At 47.5% G+C, this 25,060-nt stretch carries 8 protein-coding genes; 4 read left to right on the top strand and 4 right to left on the bottom strand.

The features are described 5' to 3' along the window. The first annotated feature begins 2 nt into the window (after positions 1–2). Positions 3–1,670 (top strand): energy-dependent translational throttle protein EttA, encoded by a 1,668-nt coding sequence (gene ettA, locus V2H77_RS18020; protein ID WP_341499898.1) that lies wholly within the window; start codon positions 3–5, stop codon positions 1,668–1,670. A gap of 38 nt (positions 1,671–1,708) precedes the next feature. Here the strand turns inward: ettA and V2H77_RS18015 are convergent, their stop codons facing one another. The 4 genes from V2H77_RS18015 to serB form a co-directional block, all read right to left on the bottom strand. Next, complete coding sequence (locus tag V2H77_RS18015; RefSeq protein ID WP_341499897.1) at positions 1,709–2,455, bottom strand: ABC transporter ATP-binding protein; 747 nt, start codon at positions 2,453–2,455, stop codon at positions 1,709–1,711. 675 nt (positions 2,456–3,130) lie between these two features. After that, a complete protein-coding gene (gene nadR / locus V2H77_RS18010; RefSeq protein ID WP_265380037.1) occupies positions 3,131–4,366 on the bottom strand; it encodes a multifunctional transcriptional regulator/nicotinamide-nucleotide adenylyltransferase/ribosylnicotinamide kinase NadR in 1,236 nt (411 codons plus the stop codon). 13 nt (positions 4,367–4,379) lie between these two features. Beyond that, positions 4,380–5,762, bottom strand: coding sequence for a DNA repair protein RadA (gene radA, locus V2H77_RS18005; protein WP_265380038.1), 1,383 nt, complete (start codon positions 5,760–5,762; stop codon positions 4,380–4,382). A gap of 21 nt (positions 5,763–5,783) precedes the next feature. Next, positions 5,784–6,761: a phosphoserine phosphatase gene (gene serB / locus V2H77_RS18000; RefSeq protein ID WP_341499896.1), complete on the bottom strand. Its 978-nt coding sequence runs from the start codon at positions 6,759–6,761 to the stop codon at positions 5,784–5,786. Between the two features lie 115 nt (positions 6,762–6,876). Here serB and V2H77_RS17995 point away from each other — a divergent pair, with 115 nt between their 5' ends. The 3 genes from V2H77_RS17995 (at position 6,877) to V2H77_RS17985 (ending at position 25,056) form a co-directional block, all read left to right on the top strand. Continuing rightward, positions 6,877–7,515, top strand: coding sequence for a YtjB family periplasmic protein (locus V2H77_RS17995; protein ID WP_341499895.1), 639 nt, complete (start codon positions 6,877–6,879; stop codon positions 7,513–7,515). A 527-nt stretch (positions 7,516–8,042) separates the two neighbouring features. After that, positions 8,043–9,707 (top strand): ShlB/FhaC/HecB family hemolysin secretion/activation protein, encoded by a 1,665-nt coding sequence (locus V2H77_RS17990; protein WP_341499894.1) that lies wholly within the window; start codon positions 8,043–8,045, stop codon positions 9,705–9,707. Positions 9,708–9,765: 58 nt separating this feature from the next. Next, positions 9,766–25,056 (top strand): hemagglutinin repeat-containing protein, encoded by a 15,291-nt coding sequence (locus tag V2H77_RS17985; protein ID WP_341499892.1) that lies wholly within the window; start codon positions 9,766–9,768, stop codon positions 25,054–25,056. Positions 25,057–25,060: the final 4 nt, after the last annotated feature.

Below are 25,060 nucleotides of genomic sequence, written 5' to 3'. Positions count from 1 at the left end.
ACGTGGCTCAATATGTTTACACCATGCATCGGGTCGGTAAAATTGTTCCCCCGAAACGTCATATTCTGAAAAATATCTCCTTGAGTTTCTTTCCAGGAGCAAAAATTGGTGTTCTTGGCCTGAATGGCGCCGGTAAATCGACCTTACTGCGCATTATGGCTGGTATCGATAAAGATATCGAAGGAGAAGCCCGACCACAACCAGGAATTAAAATTGGCTATCTACCACAGGAGCCTAAATTAAATCTTGAGCACACTGTCCGCGAAGCAGTGGAAGAAGCGGTTAGCGAAGTAAAACATGCGCTAACCCGTTTGGATGAAGTCTACGCAGCCTATGCTGATCCTGATGCTGATTTTGACAAACTGGCTAAAGAGCAAGGTGAGCTGGAAGCGATTATTCAGTCCCACGACGGCCATAACCTTGATAACCAGCTTGAACGCGCCGCTGACGCCCTGCGTTTGCCGCCGTGGGATGCAAAAATCGAGCATCTATCCGGGGGGGAACGCCGCCGTGTGGCAGTCTGTCGCTTACTGCTGGAAAAACCCGATATGCTGCTACTGGACGAGCCTACTAACCACCTTGACGCCGAATCTGTCGCCTGGCTGGAACGCTTCCTACACGATTACGAAGGTACCGTTGTCGCAATTACCCACGACCGTTACTTCCTTGATAACGTTGCCGGCTGGATTCTGGAACTTGACCGTGGTGAAGGTATTCCGTGGGAAGGTAACTACTCTTCATGGCTGGAACAGAAAGATGCACGTCTGGCTCAAGAAGCCGCAACAGAAGCCGCACGTCGTAAATCCATTGAGAAAGAGCTGGAATGGGTTCGCCAAAATCCGAAAGGCCGTCAAGCAAAAGGTAAAGCACGTCTGGCCCGTTTTGAAGAATTAAATAACGTTGAATACCAGAAACGTAACGAAACCAGCGAACTGTTCATTCCACCTGGGCCACGCCTGGGGGACAAAGTTCTGGAAGTGGAAAATCTAACCAAATCCTATGGCGATCGAGTTCTGATTGATAATCTGAGCTTCTCTCTGCCAAAAGGGGCGATTGTTGGGATTATCGGGCCTAACGGTGCAGGTAAATCTACCCTATTCCGTATGATCTCCAACCAGGAACAACCCGATGCCGGCACTATCACGTTAGGTGAAACCGTCAAACTCGCTTCTGTCGATCAGTTCCGTGACAACATGGATGACAAAAAAACCGTTTGGGAAGAGATTTCCGGCGGTCAGGATATTATGCGTATTGGTAACTTCGAGCTGCCAAGTCGCGCCTATGTTGGTCGTTTTAACTTTAAAGGCGTTGATCAAGGCAAACGTGTCGGTGAGTTGTCTGGTGGTGAAAGAGGACGGCTGCATTTGGCTAAACTGCTGCAAGTCGGCGGTAACATGCTGTTGCTCGACGAACCAACCAACGACTTGGACATTGAAACCTTACGCGCACTGGAAAACGCCTTGCTGGAGTTCCCAGGTTGTGCAATGGTTATTTCCCATGATCGTTGGTTCCTTGATCGTATCGCAACCCACATCATTGATTATCAAGATGAAGGTAAAGTCACTTTCTTCGAAGGTAACTTTAGTGAATACGAAGACTATAAGAAGCGGACTCTCGGAGCAGAAGCGCTGGAACCGCATCGCATTAAATATAAGAGAATCAGCAAATAATCATATTGAAAATGGCCTGGTAACAGGCCGTTTTCCACTCAATTATTTAGATATAAACTCATAGTCTTATTCATTATGTTATGCGTAAGATACGTATCATGGATAATCTTTCCTTCTTTCAAAGTAATAATACGATCTGCATGTTTGATAAGCCTATTATCCTGTGAAGCCACAACAACCGTCCCTCTTTGGTTATGAGCAATAAAACTTAAGATATCAATAGCTATTTGGCAATCATCATTATCAAGATAACGGGTTGGCTCATCAGCAAACAAATACCGAGGGCTTTTCACAATAGCACTGGCTATTGCCACCCGTTGTTTTTCATTATCACGTAATTCCTTGGGATATATATCTTTCTTGTGCTTCAGACCAACAATATTCAGTGCCTTGGTTGCCCTGACTATTGCTTCCTGATGAGAAATCGTGATTCCACAAGAGAGAGATAATAGCAAATTATCCAGGACCGTAAGTTCATTAGATAAATTAATTCTTTGAAAGATAAAACCACAATTCATCAAATGGAATCTATCTAATTCGAAGTTATTCATCCTCCCCAATTCGTTATCAGAAATTAATATTTTTCCTCCGTCGAGAGGCAATAACCCAGAAATCATTGCCAGCAAAGTACTTTTTCCTGAGCAGAGATCCCCATTAATCAAAGTAAATTCACCTGGAAAAATAGAAAAAGTGATGTCTGAAATCATTTTCTGGTTAGCTTTACTTTTCGAAAAACCATATGAAATATCAATGGCTTCAATCGTAGCGATTTGATTCAAATTCATTATCTCAGCATAATTAATAGTGTAAGAAATCTGGCATTATCAGTAACTCTTACAGCCAGAGCAATCCGTAAAAATACAGATATTCATCATTATAAGATTACACAAACGAGGGAAAATCATATAAGAAATATCTCAATTGAAAGTATATCAATATTTCTACCAGTGACTATTTCAAATGACTATCTGTATGCTAAAATCAAAATTTTACTAAACAAGATCAACCCATTCCTATCAACCATTCATTAACAATAGGCGACTATCTTGTTAGTACAAATAAAAAAATAACATCAGACAAATAATTTTTTATAGATAAAAACACCTTAATATCATAACAATATGTTAAAATTAATATTTAATTATCATAATAACAGCGACACATCGAACATTAAATTATTAATAAAAAAATCAACCTTATCTTATTCCCCTACCAATCAAAAATACAAAAACTTTTATTTATAAATCAACCGGGAAGTATTTAATTATTAATTTTGTTTTTATTCAAGAAATAAATAATCAATAGAAGTATCAAAAATATTAATAGCTGTTATATATTTTATTACTTACAGCAAACAAAAATATCCAGCCACCATGCATATTGTGATTGGATATATATTTATTAATTTATCATATAAAATATTATATATAAATCTAATTACAAACGATTCAACTGACGTGTCATTTCGGATTAGCCGCTAAAAGTTGCTGAATGAGTTCAATACAACGTAGGAAACGCTGATCATAATCGGGTGAATCCACATTAACATATTCAATATTATTACTTTTCAGCATATCCTCCAGCAGTTGCTGAAACTCTTTACGATCCTGCTCACTGCCAAGACTACGCAAACCGTCAGCAACCCAAGGGGTGTTGTTTTCCAGTAGAATGACCAAATCAAATCGGTATTCATCAATTAATGCCTGAACAAACGGGTGTTCACGTCCTTCATATCGCTTACAGAATGCTTGGGTAGTGACAAAATCGGTATCTATAAATGCAACCTTATTCGCATACTTTACAGCAAAATCAATATACTGGGCTTGCCCTAATGCTATCTTGTCATAGTCCGAATATTGTAGCGCCATCTCATCTCCCCCCAGATGAGAAAAAACATAATCACGACCATATTCCCAAGCACTTGTCGTATTAAAAATATTTGCCAATTTGTTAACTAACGTAGATTTACCACTGGACTCTCCACCAAGAATCGCTACGGTACGAACAAAGAAAGGTTTCACTTCCGTAGGAATATATTCCCAATGACGGAATGGGTCCTGGCGAATATGCCGACCACTAATTTTCATAAACGAACGTTGTGGATCGATAAGAATTGTCTCAATTCCTAAATGCTCTTTATATCGGGGAGCATCCTGAGTTTCACTGGAATATATATAAGTTGGATTAATACCTTTTTTCGACATAAAGGCTTTCATACCGTCACTCCACACATCCCAACCATGTGGATAGGGTTCAATTCCCTGTTCATTAAAAGAGTGAATATGAATATTTTTCTGATATTTAAACGTTTGCAGCAACCAGCGCAAACGATCGCTCACCGTGGGTTGCTGAGACATAGAACTGCTCATAAACAGCTCCCGATCTCTAGGTTCATCATGACAAAGAATAATATGCAACTCATCCACCTGACTACAGGCTCGCTGGATCAGATAGATATGCCCGGTATGCAATGGATAGAACTTGCCAAATACCACTCCAACAGTTTTATTTTGCATAGGATATTCCAACCTCAGATAGCGATGAAGAGCAGCCAACTTTTGGGCGCTGGGACTTTTAATTTTGTCATTAATTAATTGGCTGAGATAACCTTTGGTCATATCACTTGCATCAGCAACCTGTTGCAACGTATAGCCGGTCTGTTTAATCGCTTCTTTAAGGTAGTCAAATTGGCCCATATCTCCTCCCTGTTTAATCAAAATCATCCATAACAGATAACGCATCCGCCAACTTTTTCACACCAAAAACTTGCATCTCTGGCAGCGCTTTTTTCGGCATATTGGCATAAGGTACTATCGCCCGTTTGAAACCATGTTTAGCGGCTTCGGATATGCGTTCCTGCCCACTGGGTACAGGGCGGATCTCTCCTGCCAACCCGACTTCACCAAATACAACTAAATCACGGGGTAACGGCCTATCCCGAAAACTGGAGACTAAAGAGAGCAGTAAAGCGAGATCCGCGCTGGTTTCCGCGACCTTAACTCCCCCCACCACATTCACAAACACATCCTGATCGGACATTTGCAAACCACCATGACGATGAAGAACCGCCAACAGAATAGCCAACCGGTTTTGCTCCAACCCCACAGCCACCCGCCGTGGATTGGTCATCATTGAATGATCCACCAGCGCTTGAATCTCTACCAACAGAGGACGAGTCCCTTCCCACACCACCATGACAGAACTGCCAGCGGTAACTTCATCGCCACGGCTCAAGAAAATGGCTGATGGGTTACTGACTTCACGCAATCCTTGCTCTGTCATGGCGAATACCCCAAGCTCATTAACGGCGCCAAAACGGTTTTTATGACTACGTAAAGTGCGAAAGCGAGAATCCGCCTCACCATCAAGCATCACTGAACAGTCAATACAGTGTTCCAACACTTTCGGTCCCGCCAATGAACCATCTTTGGTCACATGACCAACCATAACAATGGCAACACCACGAGTTTTTGCAAATCGAGTAAGATAAGCGGCAGTCTCTCTGACCTGAGCGACACTCCCCGGCGAAGATTGAATATCCGCCATATGCATCACCTGAATGGAATCAATCACCATCAACTTTGGTTGCTCTTGCTCCGCAATTAGACAAATTTGTTCAATACTGGTTTCTGACAACATATTCAGATTATCAGCCGGCAACCCCAACCGGTGCGCACGCATTGCAACCTGTTGTAACGACTCCTCCCCGGTGACATATAAAGTTTTCATCTGCGCAGACAACTGACACATCGTCTGCAACAATAAGGTACTTTTCCCTGCTCCCGGATTACCACCAATCAGAATCGCGCTACCGGGCACAACGCCGCCGCCAAGCACCCGATCGAACTCTTTAAATCCCGTAGAAAAACGAGGAAGTTCTTCCAGACTAATCTCTGATAATTTCTGAACCCTGTTGACACCAGTATCTCCCGCATAACCACTAAACCGGTCATTACGGGAAGAAGGTGCTGCGGCTAAGCGCACCTCAGTAATGGTATTCCAGGCATGACATGCGCTACATTGCCCCTGCCAACGCGGATAATCCGCCCCACACTCATTACAGACAAATGCCCGCTTTGCTGCTTTCGCCACTCTGCACTCCTAAAGACTCTGTTAACGCTCTTCGTGTTTGAGACCGCCGCTTAACACACACAATACTCCCATGAGATCAGCATGACGGATGGTCACTTTCGACTGCGCATAAACTTTCGGTTTAGCATGGTAAGCGATACCTAACCCTGCTTTGCGGATCATCTTCAAATCATTAGCGCCATCACCAATCGCGATAGTTTGCTCCAATGGAATATCCAGTTTTTTCGCCAATTTCACCAATGTAGCAGCCTTATATTTAGCATCAACAATTGGCCCTATAACCTTACCTGTCAACTTGCCATTTTTGACTTCTAACTGATTAGCTACCGCAGCCGCCAAACGCAAGTTCCGGCGTAAATGGTCGGCAAAATAGGTAAAACCACCCGATGCGATTGCCACATGCCAATCAAAGGATTGTAACTTACGCACCAGACTGGTCAGCCCCGGCATGAGTGGTAAATTTTCTACAACCTGCCGCAGAATATCAGCATCAGTCCCTGCCAACTGAGTAACTCGCTCCCGCAGACTATCAGAAAAATCCAACTCTCCTTGCATTGCCCGCTCGGTAATTTCGGCCACTTTGTCACCTACGCCAGCCAAACGGGCAATTTCATCAATACATTCAACTTTAATTGCCGTTGAATCCATATCCATCACGAGCAAACCAGGTGATCGCAACCTTGGGATCTGTCCCAAAGGAACCACATCCAGACGACATTCATCCGCCAACCGCTTAATACGCGCAGTCAAATTCCCGGCAATACGGACTACCTGATAATCATCAATGCGCCATGAAGAGACGATGACAATAGCCGCGCCAAGCCGATGCTGAAAATTACTGATACGTTGTTTATCCAGGCCACGACCATATATCAACCAACCACTGTCGCCAGCCCGGTAATCCAATGGCATAACTTCTTCACCACTTAACGAAAGCGGCAATCCCGGCCACTTATGGACCTCTTCCGGCAAATAGTGATAAGCCAGGTTATTAGACATTAATCCCTACTCCTGTAATCCCACATGATTTGACAGCAAAAAATTGCGCTTCAAACTATCCTCTCTATATTGCATCTGGCAACATTGCGTTGGCCAAAGCTTGGAAGAGATAAATATGATCAAAGCTAAATTAAAATTCCGACTGCATAAAACAGCTATTATATTGATTTGCATTGCTTTATTAGTATTTCTAATGCAGGGCGTTTCTTATTTTAGCCGTTCTCACCAACAAGCCCAGATGGATCAATTTGAGGAATTGGCAAAAACCTTGGCAAAACAAGTCGCATTCAGCTTATCTGATTATATGGAGAGTGGCAGCAAAGATCTTAATAATGAGCAGATATTGGCTAATTTGCATCATCTGACGACAAACAGCCGCATACTTGATGCCAGTGTTTATCTTAACAATGGGACACAGGTTGCTCATAGCGGGGAAAACGTCTCAGTGCGGGATCGCCTATCTTTGGATGGTAAAAAAGCGGGCAGTTATTTTAACTACCAAATAGTCGTTCCCATCCCAGGAAAAGATGAACCAAAAGGCTTTTTGCGCCTGACACTGGATACCCACAAATTAGCAACAGAATCCAAGCAGGTGGATAACACAACTAACTTACTTCGGATCATGATTTTACTCGCTTTAGCAATTGGTTTTATTCTGGCGCATAATTTATTGCAATTAGCTCCAAGCCGCTGGCAACAATCGCCTTATTTGCTGACAGCCAACAGTAAATCAAGTGAAAAAGAAGAGAAATAAAGTAAAAATTTCTCGTTAAATCATTATTTCACCTTGGTGATTGATTTTGATAATCACCAAGATAGTGAACAAAACCAAAGGTAAAGCCAAACGAAAGGAGAATGATGACCATGACTTCCCAATCATAAATAATTTAACCCATCTGTATATTTTCTGAAAAAAACAATCAATCTGACCTGATAAAATAACATCTATCATTCATTTAATACCCAAGGAAATAGTTTTATATGTTATTTTAACATTAATTACATAATAATATTCTTAGTGACATATATCACATATTCATCAATATAGAGAATTAAATCAGGCCATCTGATTCAAAACACATAACTTATTCATTAATAAAGTATTTTCCATTATTGCTCATTTTCCAATAAATCATATCCAATTGTTTTTATTGAATATTTATAACAACCTGCATTTCTTAATCACATCAGTGATTAATATCTACATATTGATTATTAAGTCAAATTCATGACTAATAGCGCCCCAAAAATTATATGACGCGTGCAGGATGCCAAAGAATAATGAAAAAAAAGGTGATTATTTTTACTGGTTTTCTTATTGTTACTACCGATGTTAAAGCCGCCGAAATTTCAGATCAGCAACTCATTCATCAACAAGAACGACAGAAAGCACTGGAAGCCCAATTAGCTCCGCCGCCGGCGGATATTCGTCTGTCTGTTCCTGAAACAGCCGTCCCTTCTCAATTTCCTGACGATACGCCCTGTTTTCCCATTACACGTGTCGTCCTTGAAGGCACGGAACATTTTCCTCACTGGCTACCTTTAAAACGTTTAGCCCAACAGGGAGAAAACCACTGTCTGGGCACCCAGGGAATTAATATATTAATGACTCGGATACAAAACCGGTTAATTAATCATGGCTATGTCACTAGCAGAGTATTAGCGCCCAGCCAGAATCTTAATGCCAAAACATTAAAACTCATGATCATACCGGGCAAAATCGGGCATATTCGCTATACCGCTGAAAGCGGCAATTATATTCAACGGATAACCCCATTCCCGCCCCGCGAAGGAGAGTTGCTTGACTTACGGGATATCGAGCAGGGATTAGAAAATTTACAACGTTTTCCTACTGTTCAAGCCAGTATGGAAATTGTACCGAATGAACAGTTAGGAGAAAGCGACATTGTGCTGGACTGGCGCCAGTCAAGACATTGGCGACTGGCTAGCTACCTAGACGATTCAGGATCTAAAAGTACCGGGCGTTACCAAAGCGGATTAACTTTATATCTGGATAATCCTCTTGCGTTGAGCGATCTATTTTATATCTCCGGCGGACGCGATATTCGCTCCCCTTCCGGTCGCCGCAGCAAAAACTACACCCTCCATTACTCCCTACCGGTGGGATACTGGATGGCGGGCATCACGGCCAGTAATTATGATTACTACCAAAAGGTAGCCAGTCCAAATAAAGATAACAAATACAGCGGCGAAAGCAAAAACCTGAATATCCAACTCAGCCGACTTTTGCATCGTAACGCCAATCAGAGAACCTCGATTAACGGTGAAATTTATCGTCGCACATCCAAGAGTTTTATTAATGACCAGAAAATCGACGTACAGAGCCGGGAAACGGCTGGCTGGAAATTAGGATTATCTCATCGTCACTACATCGGTAGAGCGACCCTGGATGCCGGCGTAACTTACCAACAGGGAACCCGCTGGTTTGGCGCTCAACCCGCGCCAGAAGAGGTCCGGGGCGAAGCAACCGCCCTACTTAAAACAACCCAGTTTTCTGCGGCGCTGGCTGCGCCATTTACCCTATTTTCTCAGCCCTTCATTTACAAAACCCAATACCTGCGCCAAATAAGCGCCAGAACGTTGACAACACAAGATCAATTTTCAATCGGCAACCGCTGGACGGTACGCGGATTTGACGGCGAACGCACATTAAATGGAGATCACGGTTGGTACAGCCGTAACGAACTGGAATGGCAAACGCCGCTGAATGGTCACGCCCTGTATATGGGCATGGATTATGGCGAAATTGGTGGGCCGGGAAATGAGCGGCGTTTGGGAAAACACCTGGCGGGCGGCGTTCTGGGCTGTCGCGGCAGCCTGAAAGGCGTGAGCTATGACCTGTTTGCCGGTATCCCTCTATCCAAACCGGATGGCTTTCAAACCTCATCAGTCACAACCGGATTCAGTGTGTACTGGCAGTACTAATTCAGAATAACCACGTTGCCAAAGCGTAGTAGATAAAAAGTGTTAGCGGAGAGAAACAATGAACAAGCATCTGTATCGTATTATCTTTAACAAAGCCCGGAACATGCTAATGGTCGTGGCCGATATTGCAGCTTCGGGACAAGGTAGTACGGTACGCCGCCGCAGTCGTCGGCAATCCCCCCAATGCCTTTGCCGACTGACGGCGTTACGACTGAGTTTGTTATTGGCGACCGGCAGCATCTCCCTAACAGCGCAAGCCAATATTGCGGCCGACGGACAAGCGCCGGGTAATCAGCAACCGACTATCCTGAACAGCGCAAACGGTACGCCCCAAATCGATATTCAGACCCCTAACGCCGCGGGTATCTCGCGTAATACCTACAGTCAATTTGATATCGATGAACGAGGCGTCATCCTTAACAACAGTCACAATGCGGTCCAAACTCAACTGGGCGGTATGGTGGCAGGAAATCCGTGGCTTGCCAAAGCGGAAGCCAAAATCATTCTCAATGAAGTGAACAGCATTAACGCCAGTAAACTTAATGGCTGGATAGAAATCGCCGGACAAAAAGCCGACGTGATTATTGCCAACCCGGCAGGTATCACTTGCAACGGCTGTGGATTCATTAACGCCCATCGCGCAACACTCACCACAGGACAGGCCATGATGGAACAAGGCCGACTGAAAGGCTTTGATATTGACCGGGGAGAAGTCCGCATTGAAGATCTGGGACTGGACAGCTCACAACAAAATTACACCGAAATTATTGCCCGCTCGGTGGTCATCAACGGCAAACTGCACGCGAAAGATCTGAAAGTCACCACCGGACGTAATATCGTTGATGCCGCTCACCAAAACATTGAGAAAAAATCTGCTGACGGCAGCAAAAATCCCTCATTTACGCTGGATGTAGCAGCGTTAGGCGGCATGTACGCCAATAAAATCGTGCTGGTGGGCACCGAATTTGGCGTAGGGGTACGTAACGCCGGCCACATCGGCGCCACCGCCGGTGAAGTCCGCCTCACGGTTGATGGGCAGATTGAGAATAGCGGTACGATTGCTGCGCGAAGTAATACCATAATCAAGGCGGAATCGATACAGAGCGCCAAAGACAGTATTCTAGCCGCTGGCATTGATAGTAAAGGAAAAGCCTCTCTGCCTGGCTCACTAACACTGACCGCTAAACAACACATTCAGGCCAATGGACAAAACCTGGCGACCAATACGATAGCAGTACAGAGTAAAAAGATTGATCTCAGCGACAGCCAAACTTCGGCCAACAACATTCAACTCACTGCCAGCCAGCAAGAAGTTAGCACTGCCAACGCTACAGTCACCGCCGACCGCTTTACAGCTAAAACACCCGGCCAATTTAACAATGACGGCGGCACACTGGTCGCACGGGAAATCAACTTAACGACCTCAGACTTATCCAACAAGCAAGGGAAAATTAATCAAACCGGCAACGGCGAGCTGGTACTGAACACCCAAAAACTGAATAACCACAGCGGGACCCTTCTCAATGAGGGGAAACGTCTGGTTATCACTACAAGCAATCTGGACAACCGTCATGGAAAAATCGCCAATAATGGGGATGATCTGAACCTAACCGTCCACAAGGAAGCGAACAACACGGAAGGCGGGACAATTCAACTCGCCGGTAAAGGTAAACTGTCACTCAACACCCATCAGTGGATAGGTGACGGAGGCGAACTGCTCTCCAACGGTGCACTGGATATACAAGCCCACAACCTGCAACTGAATAAAAAAGCAGTCACTACCGCCGACAGAATTACAATAAAAGCAGACACATTGAGCCATCAGAGTGGCGTAATGCAGCAACAGGGCAAGGACAAAATGTCCCTGACTGCCAATATGCTGAATAACCACAATGGCGAGATTAAAGGCAATGGCAACCTGAAAATCGATGCCGCCACCTTGGATAACAGCAAAGGCAAAATCGCTGCAACCGGTGGCAGTACAGAACTGATCATTGGGAAAAACATTGAAAACGTTGACGGACGAATCGAAGCCAAAACAGAGCTCACTACAAAAAGTCAGGCGTTGAATAACCATCAAGGCTTATTACTGGCTCAGCAAATAGACAGCCAGACAAAAGGATATAAATTCACCAACACCGCAGGACAGGTGATTGCCCGAGAAAAACTCACCCTAAACAGCGGCGAGCTGGATAACACCGACGGTCTATTACAATCCGACAGTGACATGATAGTGAATACTCACGGGCAGAAACTGACTAATATTAAAGCCCCGAAAGACACCAAAGACACTAAAGACACTAAAGACACTAAAGACACTAAAGACACTAAAGACACTAAAGACACTAAAGACACTAAAGACACTAAAGACACTAAAAATGATGCCAAAAAAGAGCTCAAACAAGGCATCATATTAAGCAATGGCAATCTGGAACTTCGTACCGGGGATATCAACAACACCGCCGGCATTATTTCCGCCAAAGGAAAAACCACCCTTAACGCCGGTAACGTTAACAATACCGATGGTCAACTCTTATCACAACAGATGGCGGAACTGACCACGCTGGCATTAAATAACACTCGTGGACGGATCCAATCAGAGTCAAGCCTGTTGCTGGATACCCAAAACCAAGCCCTGACCAATACCGACAGTGGCAAAACGGGCGGTATTATTGCCAAAGACGCATTACACCTTTCCAGCGGTAAACTGACCAATGACGCGGGCGTTATCCTTGGTCACGGCATTCACATCGACACCCATGAACAGCAACTAAGCAACCAAAGCGGCGCCATCACGAGTAAGAAAAATCTGCAACTTGACAGTGGAGAACTCGACAGTACCGGCGGACAAATAAAATCTGATGGCGACATGACATTAGACACCCACGGGAAAAAGCTCACCACCGCCAAAAGCGGCGACACCAACGGCATTATCAGTGAGGGAACGCTCACCTTAACGACAGGCGAGATCGACAATCGCGATGGCGCCATTATGGGTACCGGAACAACAACTATCACCGGTGGAGAACTCCACAACCAACGAGGAAAACTGGTCAGTAAAACCGGTTCCCTGACATTAACGGTAAACAACACTGACAACAGCGGTGGACTACTGCAATCCGCGGGTGACCTAACATTGGATACGCAAGGTGGGCGGCTAACCAACACCCACAGCGGCAAAGACCGGGGCATCATCAGCACAGGCGACATCAAGCTGACGACCCAGGGCGTTAACAACGATGCGGGCCTAATCCATGCGGGTAAAAACCTGATCCTTGACGGGCAGAAAGGAACGATAACCAACCGCAACAGCCAGCCTGATCAGGGTATCCGTAGCTCAGGAGACTTAACACTGACGGCGAGCGCTATTGATAACCATCAAGGCGCTGTAGAAGCAGATAAACAACTCACCGTGACATCCGGGACCGTTGACAATACCGGCGGTCTGCTGAAATCCGGTACAACCCTGTCACTCAACACCCAAGGCCAAAAATTAATTAACGCACAGAGCGGAGAAAAACGCGGTATCCGCAGCGGCAGCGATCTGATACTGGAAGCCGGTGAAATTGATAACACCGCTGGCGTGATAGATTCACAAGGTGAAACCACGCTGACCAGCCAGAACCTCAACAACACCGGCGGTAAAATCCTCTCGCGGAAAAAAGCCGATCTGACAGCACAAGCGGTCAATAACCAAAGCGGACAAATACAATCCGCAACCAGTCTGAAATTAGATACACAACAGCATGAACTGACTAACACCGACGGCGGGATCATCGCAGAAGAGGCTTTAGAACTGGCTACTGGTAAACTGATCAACGACCGCGGCGATATTCGTGGTAATCAAACCCACATTAACACTCATCAGCAAGCGCTAAACAACTTGGCAGGCACTATATTCAGTAAGAAAAACCTACAGCTCGACAGTGGAGAACTCAACAGTACTGGAGGAAGAATAGAATCTACTGGCGATATGACACTGGACACGCATGGAGAAAAACTGACCACCGCCAAAAAAGGCAAAACCGGCGGCGTTATCAGTCAAGGAACATTGACGCTGACTACTGGCGAGATCGACAACCGAGAAGGTTTTATCAAAGGTACAGGAACCACGACCGTTACCGGCGGTGAACTGAAAAACCAGGGCGGAACCCTCGCCAGTGAAACCAGCGCGCTCACATTGACCGTGAAAAAAACCGACAACAGCGGCGGCCTGTTGAAATCCGCGGGTGATCTGACACTCGATACACAAGGTGAACTACTGACTAACCTCAACAGCGGCAAGACTGGAGGCATAATCAGTGCAGGCAATGTCAAGCTGACTGCTCAAGGCATCAATAATGAAGCGGGCTGGATCCATGCGGATAAAAACCTGACTCTGAATGGGCAACAAGGCACAATAACCAACCGCAACAGCCAGCCTAAACAGGGGATCTCAAGCCAGGGGGAGTTGGCAATAACTGCGGGTACCCTTGATAACCAACAGGGAAGAGTTATCGCCGATAAGCAGCTCAACGTGACATCAACAGGAGCTGTTGATAATACCAGCGGTAAAATAGTCAGCCAGAATCAACAACTCACCATGAATACCGGTGAACTGAATAACACCAGTGGTTTGCTGCAATCCAAAACAACCCTTTCTCTTAACACCCACGGCCAAAAGCTGATTAATACGCAAAGCGGGAATGACCTCGGCATACGTAGCGACAGTGACCTAACCTTAGAAGCCGGTGAAATTGATAACACCGCTGGCAAGATAGATTCACAAGGTGAAACTACACTGACCAGCCAAAACCTCAACAACACCGACGGTAAAATCCTCTCGAAGGGAGAGGCCGATCTGACAACACAAGCCGTCAACAACCAACGTGGGCTGATACAATCCTTAGCCAGTCTAAAATTAGATACCCAACAGCATGAACTAACCAACACCGATAGCGGTAAAAACAGCGGGATCGTCGCGGAAGATGCCTTAGAACTGACTACCGGTAAATTGATCAATGATCGCGGCGATATCCGTGGTAACGAAACCCGCATTAACACCCATCAGCAAGCACTAAACAATGTGGCTGGCACCATATTCAGTAAGAAAAATCTAAAACTCGATAGCGGAGAACTCAACAGTACTGGTGGGAGAATAGAGTCTACCGGCGATATGACACTGGACACGCATGGAGAAAAACTGACCACCGCCAAAAGCGGTAAAACCGGCGGCGTTATCAGTAAAGGGACAATGACCCTGACCACCGGTGAAATTGACAACCAAGACGGTGTGATTATCGCTACAGGAACAGCGACCGTTACCGGCGGTGAACTGAAAAACCAGGGCGGAACCCTTGCCAGCGAAACAGGAGCACTAACATTAAAGGTAAACAAAACTGACAACAGCGACGGCTTACTGCAATCCGCCGGTGACCTGATACTGAATACGCAAGGTGGTCTGTTGACCAACATCAATAGCGGCAAAACCGGTGGCATAATCAGTGAGGGTAATGTCAGTCTGACCGCTCAAGGTATCAATAATGAAGCAGGCCGGATCCGTGCGGATAAAAACCTGACTCTTGACGGGCAGAAGGGAACCATAACCAACCGTAACAGCCAACCTGAACAGGGGATCTCAAGCCTGGGAGAGTTAACAATAACCGCGGGCACCCTTGATAACCAACAGGGAAGAGTCATCGCCGATAAGCAGCTCAACGTGACATCAACAGGAGCCGTTGATAATACCAGCGGTAAAATAGTCAGCCAGAATCAACAACTCACCATGAATACCGGTGAACTGAATAACACGAGTGGTTTGCTGCAATCCAAAACAACCCTTTCTCTTAACACCCACGGCCAAAAGCTGACTAATACGCAAAGCGGGAATGACCTCGGCATACGTAGCGGCAGTGACCTAACCTTAAAAGCCGGTGAAATTGATAACACCGCTGGCAAGATAGATTCACAAGGTGAAACTACACTGACCAGCCAAAACCTCAACAACACCGACGGTAAAATCCTCTCGAAGGGAGAGGCCGATCTGACAACACAAGCCGTCAACAACCAACGTGGGCTGATACAATCCTTAGCCAGTCTAAAATTAGATACCCAACAGCATGAACTAACCAACACCGATAGCGGTAAAAACGGCATCGTCGCAGAAGATGCCTTAGAACTGACTACCGGTAAATTGATCAATGACCGCGGCGATATCCGTGGTAACGAAACCCGCATTAACACCCATCAGCAAGCACTAAACAATGTGGCTGGCACCATATTCAGTAAGAAAAATCTAAAACTCGATAGCGGAGAACTCAACAGTACTGGTGGGAGAATAGAGTCTACCGGCGATATGACACTGGACACGCACGGAGAAAAACTGACCACCGCCAAAAGCGGTAAAACCGGCGGCGTTATCAGTAAAGGGACAATGACCCTGACCACCGGTGAAATTGACAACCAAGAGGGTTTTATCAAAGGTACAGGAACCACGACCGTTACCGGTGGCGAACTAAAAAACCAAGGCGGAACCCTTGCCAGTGAAACCAGTGCGCTCACATTGACCGTGAAAAAAACCGACAACAGCGGCGGCCTGTTGAAATCCGCGGGTGATCTGACACTCGATACACAAGGTGAACTACTGACTAACCTCAACAGCGGCAAGACCGGAGGCATAGTCAGTGCAGGCAATGTCAAGCTGACTGCTCAAGGTATCAATAATGAAGCAGGCTGGATCCATGCGGATAAAAACCTGACTCTGGATGTGCAACAAGGCACAATAACCAACCGCAACAGCCAACCCGAGCAAGGGATCTCAGGCCAAGGAACACCAACAATAGCCGCAGGTACCATCAATAACCATCATGGGACCATAACAGCCAATCAGCAACTTAAAGTGGCATCATCAGGAACCGTTAATAACACTGGCGGTAAAATTGTCAGCCAGAATCAACAACTCACCATGAATACCGGTGAACTGAATAACACGAGTGGTTTGCTGCAATCCAAAACAACCCTTTCTCTTAACACCCACGGCCAAAAGCTGACTAATACGCAAAGCGGGGATGACCTCGGTATACGCAGCGACAGTGACTTGACCCTGGAAGCTGGCGAAATCGATAACACTGCGGGGGTGATAGACTCAAAAGGTGAAACCTCGCTGACCAGCCAAAACCTCAACAACACCGACGGTAAAATCCTCTCGGAGGGAAAAGCCGATCTGACAACACAAGCCGTCAACAACCAACGTGGGCTGATACAATCCGCTGCCAGTCTGAAACTGGATACCCAACAGCAAAAACTGACGAATACCGATAGCGGAGAACTTAACGGAATCCTCGCAGGGGATAGCCTAAAACTGCTTACAGGTGAACTCATCAATGATCTCGGATATATCCGTGGCGATGAAACTCACATCAATTCTCATCAACAAACATTAAGCAATCTAACCGGCACTATAGTCAGTAAGAAAAACCTGCAACTCGATAGCGGCGAGTTAAACAGTACCGGTGGCCTAATAAAGTCTGACGGCAACATGACGCTAGATACTCACGGAGAAAAACTGACCACCGCCAAAAGCGGCGATACCAAAGGCGTTATCAGTAAAGGAACGATGGCCCTGACTGCCGGTGACATCGACAATCAGGATGGAGCGATCATCAGTACAGGAGCAGCAACGGTTACCGGGGGTGAACTGAACAACCAGGGCGGAACCCTTATCAGCGAAAAAGGGGCGCTAACATTATCAGTGAACCAAACTGACAACAGCGGCGGTCTGTTGCAATCCGCAGGTAAACTTACTCTCGATACACACGGTCATTCACTGACGAATAAAAACAGTGGTGATCGGGGCGGTATCCGCAGCCAGGACGACATGTTAATTACCAGCGGTGATTTACATAATCAAGCTGGTACGATTACCAATCGCAAAATCGCAACCGCAAATAACACTCAAGACACCATTGTCGGCACCCAACAGATAAAGCTGATTACCCAAGCATTTAATAACCAACAAGGCCATGTCCATTCTGATGGCAACCTGAACCTCAACACTCAAGGCCAACGCCTGAATAACACCGGCGATAAAGATAAATCAGGCAAATTCTCTGCCCGGGGAGATTTGACACTGGATATCGGTGAGTTAAACAACGACGCGGGTTTTATCGCCGCGGATGGCAAAACTAAGATTACCAGTACAACCCTTACCAATAAAAAAGGACTGATTGCGGGCAACAGTGGACTGGATATTCATAGCCAGACGCTTATCAACAACAATGGAGCATTAAAGTCAGCAAAAACTGTCAATATTGACACCAACGGGCAGCTACTGGACAACCAACATGGCCGTATTATTGGCGACGACAACACCACCGTGACCAGCGGCAAACTGAATAACCAACACGGACACATTCAGGGCAAAAAACTCACCATCAACACTGGACAAGCCGATACGGATAACCAAGACGGTAAACTGTTGTCAACAGACACCATGAACCTGAATACCCTACAGCTCGACAACCGTCGCGGACAGGTCAGAGCCATAGGTGACGCGACGATTAACACCCCGAAACAAACGAACAATACTGGCGGCCTTATCCACAGTGACCAACAACTGACACTAAAAACAGCAGAACTTATTAACCGGGAGACTAATCACCCTGACCAAGGTACCGAAGCCCAAGACCTGATAATTGAAGCTCAACAGGTGGATAACACCCAAGGAACATTACAGGGAGCCAACCGTCTGCAAGCTATCATTAATCAGTCTCTGAAAAACGAACAAGGCCTAGTCTCCGGTGGAAAACAACTCACCATCGAAGATAAAACCCAGAAACTGACGGTGAATAACCAGCAAGGCACACTGACTGGGAGTGAAAAGGTCAAAATTAAAGCCAACGCCTTGAGCGGTGACGGTCAAATCTTATCGCAGGGCGATATAGAGGTGAAATTAAAACAAGACTTCCACAACACCGGTAACATCGCCGCCGACGGCAAGCTGTCTCTGGAAACCGACGGCAACATTATCAATGACAGTACAATTAAAGCCGAACAGGCATACCTGGAAGCCCAAAATCTCACCAACACCCAAGCTGCGGAAATCAGAGCTAAGCAAACCGAAGTCAACGTCCGAAACACGCTGACCAACACCGGGCTCATTGACGGCGAACTGACCCATCTCACCGCCAAAGTACTGGACAACACCGGAACCGGACGTATTTACGGTGACCAAATAGCCCTCAAGACTGGCACGCTCAATAACACAGCAAAAGATGATAAGGCCGCCGTCATTGCCGCCCGAGATAAATTAGATATTGGCACCGGAACCCTCAACAACAGTCACCATGCCCATATTTTCAGCGTGGGTGACATGCGCATTGGTGGACAATTGGATGAAAACTTGACTGCGACTAGCCAAGCTGGCCGACTCAACAACCACGCAGCAACCATTGAGGCCGGGGGTAACCTAAAGATTGATGCCGCTATTATCAAAAATACCAACAACGGTCTGGTCACCCAAATCGTCGAAACAGAAAAATCGCAACGTCATGAAGCAGTATTGAGCGGCCACACTACCCGCTATGACTGGTCACAAGTAGACACTTCCTACAGCAACAAATACGGCGTACACACCGCTGTTATGCCGGATGGTAACAGTGATGATGAATTTTACGAGTACCGATATACCCGTACCATCAATGAAACCCAGATAAAAGAGAGTGATCCGGGTAAAATCCTGTCCGGGGGTAATATGACCATCAATAGCGCGATGCTGACTAATGACGACAGTCAGATCGTAGCGGGTGGAATACTAGGGGGTGATATTGACGAGCTGCACAATAACGCCACCAAAGGCGAACGTATCATCACGGATGAAGGTAGCGAAATCCGTTGGTATGCCAAAAAGAAAAAACGTCGATTCAGGGGAACCAAAACCTCCCAAGGAAAAGACTGGGACGACTACAACCCAGCGCCGATAACCGAAACCATTGACCTAAAAGCCTTAGCCTGGCAGGGCAACACTCGTCCAAACTCTACCGGCATAACAATAGATGACAGGCAGACAAACCGTGTTCAAAGTGCGCCAACCGGGATTAACCTGACCTCAAGAATGGAGGAAGCCGGTGAAGTTACGTTCACAAATGCCACTATCAACGCCATCACACTACCGAATAGAGACATACCGACTGATCGCCCATTAGTTTCACCTACAGGCCAACAGACTGAGCAGATATTATCGTCCGGCGCAGTGGCAATACCAAACAGAGATGCACTCACTGAACACCCAATATTTTCACCTACAGGCCAACAGACTGAGCAGATATTATCGTCCGGCGCAGTGGCACTACCAAACAGAGATACACTCACTGAACACCCAATATTTTCACCTACGGGCCAACAAACTGAGCAGATATTATCGTCCGGCACAGTGGCACTGCCAGACAGAGATGCACTCACTGAACACCCGGTACTTCCACCAGTTCAACAAACTGAACGGGTGCTCCCCCCTGTGACTGTCACCTTACCAAACAGTGGGACATTAGATGATCGCCCCCTAGTGTTACCAACAGGCCAACAATTTGAACTGACGCTACCGTCTGATACCGTCAAAGGTCAAAACGTCGAACCCCTTATCCGTATCGTTGCTCCGGATACTCGCCTGCCGGATAACAGCTTATTTGTCGTACAGCCGGACAGTGACAGCCATTATTTAGTGGAGACCGACCCTAAATTCACCCAATACAAAAAGTGGCTGGGTACGGATTACATGCAACAACAATTAACCCGCGACCCGGCACTGGCACACAAACGCCTGGGAGATGGGTTCTACGAGCAGCGTCTGGTACGTGATCAAATTACCCAATTGACCGGTCAGCGTTATCTGACCGGCCACAACAACGATGAAACCCAGTTCAAAGCACTAATGGAAGCCGGCGTTGCTTTCAGCAAACAGCAACAACTCACCCCCGGCATCGCCTTAAGCCCATCGCAAATGGCGCTGCTCACCTCGGACATTATCTGGCTGACCAACCGCACCGTGACCCTGCCGAACGGCACAACGCAAGTGGTCACCGTGCCGCAGGTCTACGCTCGCGTGAATAAAGGCGACCTGACCGGTGACGGCGCCCTGCTCTCCGGTAAAAACGTGACCATAAATAGCCAAAAAGATATCACCAACAGCGGCACTATCCGCGGGCGTGAAGTCACCCAACTGACGGCGAACAATCTGATCAATAGCGGCTTTATCCAAAGTGGCAGAGTGGATTTAACCGCCCGACAGAACATCACCAACCACGGCGGACAAATTCAGGGCCGTGACCGCGTTTCTGCACAGGCAGATCGGGATATCACCAGCGCCTCTACCCTGCGCGGAGAAGGTGCTGACCGTTGGCTGGATCGGCCGGCGGGCATTTATGTCCAAAATGACAACGGCACCTTGTCACTGAAAGCCCTCAACAACATCCATCTCACGGCTAGTGACGTGGAAAATGCAGGCAAAGACGGTCAGACAGAGATAACCGCGGGCCTCGACCTGACTCTGGACACCCTGCGCACTCATCGCACGGAAAACAGTGACTGGGGGAGCGACAACTATCGCCATCTCACTCAGGAGCGTGACACTGGCAGCCAGATAACCACCGCGGGCAACCTGGCACTGCGAGCAGGTAACAACCTTAACGCTACCGCGGCTAACGTGAACGCCGATCAACAACTCACCGCCCAGGCCGGGAACAATATCACCCTGAATGCTGGCACCGCTTCATCAGACTTGATAGAACACAGCAAACAGACCAGTAAAGGCTTACTCTCCAAATCCTCCGTCGAAACCCACGATGAGGTGCATGAACGCCGGGCACAGAGCACCACACTCAGCGGCGACCGCGTGACCGTACAAACCGGGAATGACCTGAATATCATCGGCAGTAACGTGGCAGGCACTCAGAATGTTAATCTGGCTGCCGGCAATCAGCTCACCATCACGACCGCGGATGAAGCCCGTCATGAAACACACTTCAAACAAGAGAAAAAATCCGGTCTGATGGGGAGCGGGGGTATCGGCTTCACCGTCGGCAAAGCCAGCCAAAAATCCACTACCGACATCGACAGCAACCTCAACAAAGGCAGCACTGTAGGCAGCAGCCAGGGCAGTGTGACACTCAATGCCGGAAAACAGCTCAACCTTCACGGCAGTGATGTGGTAGCGGGCCGCGATATGCAACTTTCCGGTCAAAACGTTAACATCACCAGTGCGGAAAACAGTCACACCGCCATCACCAAAACCGAACAAAAACAAAGCGGCCTGACCGTGGCCCTGTCCGGCACCGCAGGCGGGGCCCTGAATTCCGCAGTTCAAACGGTTCAAGCCGCCAACAATGAAAGTGACAGCCGTATCAAAGCTTTACAAGGCACCAAAGCCGCTCTTAGCGGGGTACAGGCTGTTCAGGCAGCCAGTCTGGCCAACGCCAAAGGCGGTGACGACAAAGCCAACAACAATCTGGTGGGGGTCAGCCTCTCCTACGGCAGCCAGTCCTCCCGGTCAGAACTGAAACAGCACCAAACCACTCAACAGGGCAGCAGCCTGATGACCGGGGATAATCTCACCCTCACCGCTGCCGGCACACCAGACCAGAACGGCGATATTCGCATTCAGGGCGGCCAATTGCAGGCGGGTAAAGACCTGCAACTCAATGCCAGCCGGGATATCCAGCTCTCATCCAGCCAGAACACCGAACAGACCACCGGCAAAAACAGCAGCCGTGGGGGCTCACTGGGCGTCGGTTTCACGGCCGGACCGGGGGACACGGGTATTAACCTCTCCGCCAGCGCCAACTACGGCAAAGGCCGTGAAAGCGGCAATGGCGTCAGCCATAACGAAACTACGCTGGATGCAGGGCAAACTGTCACCCTCAACGCCGGCCGGGATGCCACACTCAAGGGCGCTCAGGTCAGCGGCGAACAGATTACCGCCGACGTAAAACGCCGCCTGACGCTCAGTAGCGAGCAGGACAGCAACCGCTACGATATGAAGCAACAAAATGTCAGTGCCGGCGTTAGTGCCACTATCGGCTCAGGTGGTTCATTGAACCTCAGCGCCAGCCGCGACAAAATCCACAGCAACTTTGACTCCGTACAGGAACAAACCGGACTGTTCGCCGGCCAAGGCGGCTATCAAGTGAAAGTAGGTGAACATACCCAGCTTGACGGCGCAGTGATTGCCAGTACCGCAGACAAAGACAAAAACACCCTCGATACCGGTACTCTGGGTTTTGGCGATATAAAAAACAAAGCGGATTTTAAAACCGAACACCACAGCGTAAGTGTCAGCACCGGCGGTTCAGCAGGCGGCATGTTCCTCAGTAACATGGCCGCCAATACCCTGGGCGGCGCTAACCGGGAAGGTCATGCTCAAAGCACCACCCATGCCGCAGTCAGTGACGGCGCCCTGATTATCCGGGATAAAGACAACCAGCAACAGGATATCACCACCCTGAGCCGGGATACCGACCACGCTAACAATGCTCTCAGTCCTATCTTTGACAAAGAGAAAGAGCAGCAACGACTGAAACAGGCCCAACTGATTGGCGAAATCAGTGCGCAGGTGATTGACATCGCCAGCACCGAAGGAGCCATTATCGCCACCAAAGCGGCCCACGCTAAACTGGAGAACATCAGTGACCCGGATAGAAAAGCGGCCATCAAGGCACTGGAGGATAAAGGTAAAACCGACATCACCCCGGAACTCATTAAAGACCAGATTTACAAGACCGCCTATAACCAGGCACTAAATGAATCTGGCTTTGGCACCGGTGGGAAATACCACACCGCTTTACAGGCTGCCACTGCCGCTATTCAGGGACTTGCGGGCGGCAATATTGGTCAGGCGCTGGCGGGCGGCGCTTCCCCTTACCTGGCCGGGGTGATTAAAGATTTGACCACCGACCCGAAAACCCATCAAGTGGATGTCGTGAGCAATACTCTGGCCCATGCGATTCTGGGGGCAGTAGCTGCCGAAGTCAGTGGTAGCAATGCGCTGGCCGGTGCGGCAGGCGCGGCGGGCGGTGAACTGGCCGCCCGAGAACTGATGAAGCATATTCACGGCGAAAATGTTAAAGTCAGTGACTTAAGTGAAGAGGAAAAACAGACCATCAGCACCCTCTCCACTCTGGCGGCAGGTCTGGCTGGCGGCATTGCCGGTGACTCCACCGGGAGCGCCGTTACCGGTGCCCAAGCAGGGAAGAATGCGATTGAGAATAATGCGCTGGCTTCCCGAAATCTGGGGGATTGCCGCACTATGTCACCGGAAGCCTGCGGCAAGGCCAAAGAACTGAGTCAGCGCATTCTGGATAAAGGTCTGCCGTCAGTGGAGGACATGCGCGATAAACTGGCGACTTGTCAGGATGACAGCTGTCGCAAAGGCATCTGGGCGGAATATCGGCAGGCCAGTGATGCGACCATCAACACCCTGAAACAGATGGCGTTGAATGGCGAGTTGAGCCGTGAAGAACTGGCCTTTATCAACCATGAACTGGGTAAAGAACTGGCGGTGTCGGGCTATCGTGCCAATGATAAGCTAGGCCGTTCAGAGCAGAGCAGCTGGCTAAATGGCGGTGGCGGGCCACTCTCCGGGTTCTTCAACACGGAATTGAGGCAGAAAGAGCTGGAGAACGCCGGATTATCTAAAGCCGATGCGGCGCAGTATGTGAAGGAAGAGCAGCGGAATCTGATGTTGTTGGAGACAGCGACGGGAATTATTGGGGCAAAAGCCAGTGATAAAATGCAGGCGAAGCCATCATCTGTATCGTCAAAAAATAATGTTGATAAAAGCGTTCCGGAGGAAGCTACTCAAGTACAGCCTAACCAAACGGCTAATGTGGGAGCAAAAGGAAATAACGCATCTGCAAATCAGCCTAATAATGCGTCAAAAGGTGCGACAGGCAACATCTCGACGTTTAATCCTAATGAAATCAGATTCTCACAGAACACGGTTTCATATAATAAAACCGAAAGAGGAAGTGGTGTGAAATACAGTTATGATGATCTTGTTTCAGGTATGAAAAAAGATGGTTGGAAAGGGGACCCTGTTGATGTTGTAAAAATGCCTGATGGGAAATTTACCAGTATGGATAACACTCGTATAACTGCTGCGAGAGAAGCAGGTATTGATATTAAGGCTAATGTTCGCAGCTTCGATGATAAATTAACTCCAGCAGAATCAATCAGGTTTTCTGACCCCAGAAGAGGACTTGAGCCTAAAACTTGGGGAGAGGCAATAACAGGGCGGATTAATAAGCAAACTGGTGGTTTTAGTAAAAATAACCCCTATGGTTCTGATGCTCCCCCTAGAATAACTGGAAAATCAAAGGATTAATTTA

Origin of the sequence: Photorhabdus sp. P32 (assembly GCF_038085095.1) — a bacterium.
Classification (GTDB): domain Bacteria; phylum Pseudomonadota; class Gammaproteobacteria; order Enterobacterales; family Enterobacteriaceae; genus Photorhabdus; species Photorhabdus luminescens.
Note: the sequence above shows the minus strand (reverse complement) of the source record. Positions and strands in the feature narration are given on the sequence as shown.

Excerpts from the sequence above, each read along its gene's own strand:
- serB (WP_341499896.1), bottom strand. The coding sequence starts at position 6,761 with ATGTCTAATAACCTGGCTTATCACTATTTGCCGGAAGAGGTCCATAAG.
- V2H77_RS17985 (WP_341499892.1), top strand. The coding sequence starts at position 9,766 with ATGAACAAGCATCTGTATCGTATTATCTTTAACAAAGCCCGGAACATG.
- V2H77_RS18015 (WP_341499897.1), bottom strand. The coding sequence starts at position 2,455 with ATGAATTTGAATCAAATCGCTACGATTGAAGCCATTGATATTTCATAT.
- V2H77_RS17995 (WP_341499895.1), top strand. The coding sequence starts at position 6,877 with ATGATCAAAGCTAAATTAAAATTCCGACTGCATAAAACAGCTATTATA.
- V2H77_RS17990 (WP_341499894.1), top strand. The coding sequence starts at position 8,043 with ATGAAAAAAAAGGTGATTATTTTTACTGGTTTTCTTATTGTTACTACC.
- nadR (WP_265380037.1), bottom strand. The coding sequence starts at position 4,366 with ATGGGCCAATTTGACTACCTTAAAGAAGCGATTAAACAGACCGGCTAT.